The following is a 5,916-nucleotide window of genomic DNA, read 5'->3' as shown; positions in this document are numbered from 1 at the left end:
GTCATGCAACGTATTGCTGCACCAATGATAGGCGGAATGGCYTCTGCCTTGTTACTGRCCTTGCTCGTGATCCCTGCAATTTTCAAATTGTGGAAGCATCGAGAAATTATAGAAGCATCGAGAATCAATCAACTTCAATCTAAATCTAAATCTAAATCTAAATCTGACAACGAATAATACAACTTTGCAGCCTTTAAATACTAAAGGCTGCCTAAACTGAATTAAGGAAATATCATGAAAAAAACAATTATCGCACTGTCACTATCTCTTATTGCTACAGGCGTATTAGCAAATAAAATGGATCATTCATCTATGATGGATATGAACGCTGAAGATCACGCTAAAATGATGAAAGAAATGAGCAAAGAAGACCATGCAGCAATGATGAAAAACATGGCAAAAATGGATCACAGCAAGATGGACCATAGTAAAATGAAAATGGACCACTCTGGCATGATGAATATGGAAGGTATGTCAGAAGTTGGAATGCCAGCAAAAGGAGCAAAGCCAGACAAAGTGGTTCACGTGATTTTAGCTGACGACATGAGCATAACGTTTAAGAAAGAAGTAGAAATTGAACCGAATGACGTGGTTCAGTTTGTCGTAATGAATACCGGAAAAATAGACCACGAGTTTTCAATTGGTTCGATGTCAGAGCAAATCAAGCATAGAGAAATGATGAAAAAAATGACATCTGGTCACGCTCATGACAGTGGCAGCACTGTAACGGTCAAACCAGGAAAAGCTAAACAGCTAGTGTGGCATTTCCACGGTGACAACAACATTGAGTTTGCATGTAACATTCCTGGACATGCTGAAGCTGGAATGGTGAAGAGTATCGAAATCTAACTGAGAACTTAACGCAGGGCTTAAGTCAAGACTGTAGAGGCATCGTTAATAAAACTAAGAGCAACTAACGTTGCTCTTATTGATCTTACTTTATTCGTTCTCATAGGCCCTCGATTGTTATAGTTAAGCTAAGGCTATACTCCACCTTTAGCTTGGCCCATACCCAATGCTCTGGTGTTACGTTCAAACGCGTTATACAACTTTCTTGCCGACATTAACGCACAAGATTTCGTCCTGGCAGCGAACGCTTCTGAACACCAAAAGCTATCACTAAACATATCTTGTTCACGTTTGGCAATTGCYGAACGATCAAAAGGGCCTATCAGGCGACACTCTTTATTATCTGCTTCTGCTATCGAAAACCAAAATGCCATAGAACCTCCCTAAAATGCACAAAATACCAGACTGGATATTTACACTAAATAATTCTAAAAATGCGTCTAGACGAAAATGACAAATAAGTGATTAAGTTCAAATTAAAGACGATGAAATCCAGATCAATTTGACCAAGATCTCCTTATAATACTCAATTAGTTAGCAGATAATCAGGCAAACTTAAAATGAGATACTAAGGTTCAATCGAATTAGCTAATGCTATCAACGAACGCTTTAAGCTCTGTTTGTGCGGCTTCAAAATCGTAATCTTCTACCTTGACTAACACCGCCTCCAATGAAGACCGTGCACTTGGAAAGTGCTCTATTAACCTTTGAACTTCTGCTTTTGCTTCTGTATCAAAAGTGTCAATTAAGCCAGTCAACTTCACCAATTCATCACCAGAAATATCTTCATAAACCACGGAATGATCACCGGCATCAATTCCATTAACGTTGGCTTTTAGCTCAGGTTGAGCTTGGCTTAAATACTCGATAATTTGAGTGTGTAATAGCTCTAGACTGCGACTCAACTCATTAAGCTGTTCTTCAATTTGTGAAACACCTGCACTTTCAGACTGCTTGCTAATCTCCTCAAAGAGTCGCTCTAACTTAGCAAATACATGGCTGGCCTTTGTCGCACCAATCGCCGCTGACGTGCTTTTCAAAGTATGTGAATATCGTATAAGTTCTTCAATCTCATGACCTTCAAATAACCTACGATATTCGTTCACAATGACTTCTATTTGGTCATCAAACCGAGTGATCAATTTATCTAGCAGCGCCTTATCTTGGTTGCTGTAAATGAGCCCAAGTTGTACGTCTAACACCGCGATTTCATTGCTGGTTTGAATATCAATATTATCGAGGTTCACGTTCACGGTTCTGCCGTCTTTATTGATCCACTGGTCTAGTACACTCGCCAGGTTTTCTATCAAGATGGGTTTTTCTATGAAGTCTGAAAGCCCGTGCGATTTTGATTTTTCTTCCACATCACCAAACGCATTCGCTGACATCGCAATAATAGGAACATCATGATTAAAATTTCGGATAGTTTGAGTGGCTTCAAAACCGTCCATGACAGGCATTTGTAAGTCCATTAAAATGGCATCGTACGTTTCATCTTTCACTTTTTCGACAGCTTGTAGACCATCATCTACAACGTCCACATTAGTATTAAGCTTCGCGAGGAAAGCCAATGCTAACTCTTGATTCGTCAGGTTATCTTCAACCAATAAGATTTTTGCGTTCTGGAAGTTAATGTCTAGGTCACTGAACGGATGACTCAAGTATTGCTCTAGTGGTTGGTCAGAAACAGGAAAGGAAAGATCGACGCTAAAACAGCTCCCTTTGCCAAGTTCGCTTTGTACCACTATATTCCCGCCCATCGCCGAGACTAATTTTTGGCTTATGTTTAAGCCGAGACCGGTTCCGCCAAACTTCCTGGTCGTCGAGGCATCAGCTTGTGAAAATGCCTCAAATAAGTGTTCTAGTTGCTCACTACTTATGCCTATCCCTGTGTCGCACACACTGAATCGTAAGTACGCCCCGCTATCGTCTAAGCTCACCATTTTAACTGAAAGGCTGACTTCTCCTTTTTGCGTAAATTTCACTGCGTTACCTAATAGGTTCAAGAGTATTTGGAAAAGCCTTACCGAATCCCCTACTAGGCCGTTAGGCACATCTTCATCTGCTGATAATCTTAAGTTAAGTGACTTTTCCTGAGCTGCTATTTCTATCAGGTCTTGGAGCTCATTCAATGTATCTCTAAGTAAAAAAGGCGCTTGCTCAATGTTCAATTTACCCGCTTCAATTTTAGAAAAATCCAAAATATCATTGATAATACTTAAAAGAGATTCAGCAGAACGATGCACCTTTCGAACGTAATCTTCGGCTTTTGCACTCTGTTGTTCTTGTAAAGCTAAGTAAGACATCCCTAGAATGGCGTTCATTGGTGTTCGAATTTCATGGCTCATATTGGCCAAAAAGTCGGATTTTGCTTGATTAGCTGAATCAGCATCGAGCATGGCTTGCTCCAGTTGAATATTCARCGCTTTTTGGTCGGAGATATCATAAGCCCAGAATAGAGTTGCACGGCTTCCTTGATGGTCGATTTGATAATAACTTGTCAGTGCGGTGAACACCTTTCCGTTAGACGTTTTTAAATCCAGCTCTTTGTTAATCAAACATCCGTGAGCATATATATCCTCATAAATCTCTTTGCGAACTGCGCTGTCGAGATAAATCGACTCCACATCGATATTTTCAACATCGCCATGCTCCATTTCAAAAAGCTCAAAAGCTCTTTCATTGGTATAGATGACTCGATCATTCTGAATAATGGCTGCTGCAATAGGTGAAGCATTCAAGACACCAAACATCTGTTCTTGAAGGTTTTCAGCTTCTTTTCTGGCTTTGTTAGTACGCTGAACTTCTGCTTTCAGCTTTCGGTTCCACAGCAGGCTGATGAAGATAAACAGAATAGAAAAGCCACCCACAGTATAGATAAGTTGATAGTTCGTTTTATCGATGTATTTAGGTGCCGTCCATTTCCTTACAACATCATTTCTTTCTTGAAACGGAATTGATTGTATCGCCTTGTCTAGAATGGAATGTAACGTTGGTTCTGTTCTTAATACGTGGAATGTTGGCGTTACTTTATAGTCAGAGCGCCCGATAACGCGTATATCATGCAGGCTATTCGCATTAATGAGGTAGTTGAGAACATGAAGCGTATCAAGCATGGCATCAAGCTCGCCACTTTCTACTTTGTCTAGCCCTTCAATGGTGCTTTCAATCATCACCCAGTTAACTGATGGGTTGCTAGATATAATGGCTTCAGTGTTTGAGCCCCCTTTCAAAATACCAACACGCCAATCTTCTAGATCTGAGATTTGTACTCCGCTTAATTTTGATTTAGAACCAATTGCCAATGAGTTAGAAACCAGTTCYACGCTATGTCGGTAATCAATCAAAAAAGATTGGTTTTCGATTGCAGCTGAAATCATTGGGACTTTTCGTTTCGCTCCCAACTGGGCAGTTTCACCCCAGTTTTCGACTTTTTGTGGCTCAAAAGTCAGCCCTGTTTTTAACTCAATAATTTTAAGAAAATCGGCAATCACACCAATGTATTCACCGTTCTCATTAAACGCTTCATAGGGCAGCGCATTAGGGTCAACGCCAACCTGCTGCACAGGGTTATTTTTAATCCACTCCAGCTCCTTAGGCGTTAGATTCAATATCTGCCCTGTTAACTTGTTGGATTGATAAACCTTAGAAACATAATCAAGTTCTTTCTCACCGATGTGTTCAAACAGGTCTAAAGAAGGCAAATAAGCATAATTACTTACAGACGTTCGAGCATAAAAATGAAATGTCACTTTACCTACGTCTAGCGCACCACTTTCCGACTGATACACGCTGTCTTTAGTGATATTAATTAAGTTAGAACTATTGATATCACTTAAGTGCTTAAAGCCATTTTCCGTCGCTACAGCGCTGTATATTTTTCTGGATTGCTGAGTATCGAAAATCTCTATCGCGGCAACATCTTCAGATAAATTAAAAATATCAAAAATGGCTTCGAGATCTTCAAGCCTATTCGAGTAAAGGTAGTAAGCAATAATTTGAGAAAGGATATCTGCGCGTTTTAACTGAGGGCGAAAATCTTGTTTGATATGCCCATCAAATAATTTACGCATACCGTGGCTATCAGATTTAAAACGCTTAATTGATGCATTGAATTTGTCTCGTAGCTTTTTATTACGAAACTCCAACGAGATGGGGAAGCTCTTAGTGAAGTCACGATGAATTTGAATGTTACTTTTATCCAACACACTTTCGTGCTCTAAAAACCAATCTAACACTCGTCTTTCAACAACAATTACATCAATACTGCCATGGACTAACGCGTCGAAGCTATCAGTCAATGCGGTGTAATCAATTACCGCCTTTGCCTTCCAATGCTGACTAAACGCTTCCATTGCTACCCGACTAGGTGACTCTCCGCTTTGTAAAATAGAACCAAAGATCAACTCTCCTTGCACTGCAGATGAAGACAAATCGATCTTTCGAGCTTGTAAGCTAATGGCAATGTATTCGATCTCCAGTATCGGATCAGAATAATAACGTTCACCTTCAAACTGCTGAGTGATACCTGCATTAAATTCCAAGCTAGTATCACTATTAAACAATTCACCTCTTGATGATAAAGGGGCTCTTTTTGCCTCGCCGATCTGGTAACCCATATTGTTAAACAGCTTTTGAAGTATTGAGTATTCAAGCCCTAAAGTGGGTGAGTCTGCATACATATAAGGAGGATTTCCATAATCAAAAATACCGTCTACTTTCATCCGGTATGGGTCTTCATCTAGCCAAAAGTTGAAGATTTTATTTTGAGCATCAAGGCTCACCTCTTCTAATGTTTTATCAATGATCCCCTTCAAAAGTGGGACATCACTAGAAAGCGCAATGCTTGCTTCCGCCTCATGCCAATGCTGTACGTTGTTGTTAACCTTTAAATTTTTCAACTTGAGTTTATTCGCTAAATCCATAGAAGGAACAACTTCACTAACAACACCAAATACTGCACCATTTGATACCCCAATGAGCGCTTCTTTATATGAGTCGTATTCTTGAGTCGCTATTTGTGGATAGAGCTGTTGAAACCATACTGTAATGGCATCGCCCTTTATT

At 39.9% G+C, this 5,916-nt stretch carries 3 protein-coding genes; 1 reads left to right on the top strand and 2 read right to left on the bottom strand.

The genetic code is table 11. The annotated features are described in order from the left end of the window. Positions 1-234 precede the first annotated feature (234 nt). A complete protein-coding gene (gene copI, locus L4C33_RS18865) occupies positions 235-849 on the top strand; it encodes a copper-resistant cuproprotein CopI (RefSeq protein ID WP_428813952.1) in 615 nt (204 codons plus the stop codon). 134 nt (positions 850-983) lie between these two features. Here copI and L4C33_RS18860 read toward each other — a convergent pair whose 3' ends face one another. Together L4C33_RS18860 and L4C33_RS18855 are read right to left on the bottom strand one after the other, a co-directional pair. Continuing rightward, complete coding sequence (locus L4C33_RS18860) at positions 984-1,223, bottom strand: hypothetical protein (RefSeq protein WP_428813951.1); 240 nt, start codon at positions 1,221-1,223, stop codon at positions 984-986. 210 nt (positions 1,224-1,433) lie between these two features. Continuing rightward, a partial coding sequence (locus L4C33_RS18855) for an ATP-binding protein (RefSeq protein ID WP_428813950.1) occupies positions 1,434-5,916 on the bottom strand: 4,483 nt, incomplete at its 5' end.

Source organism: Vibrio makurazakiensis, from assembly GCF_050337375.1.
Classification (GTDB): Bacteria; Pseudomonadota; Gammaproteobacteria; order Enterobacterales; family Vibrionaceae; genus Vibrio; species Vibrio makurazakiensis.
The sequence above is the reverse complement of the archived record's forward strand: the minus strand, read 5'-3'. Positions and strand labels throughout refer to the sequence as shown.

Coding starts and splice junctions, on each gene's coding strand:
- copI (WP_428813952.1), top strand. CDS start 235: ATGAAAAAAACAATTATCGCACTGTCACTATCTCTTATTGCTACAGGC.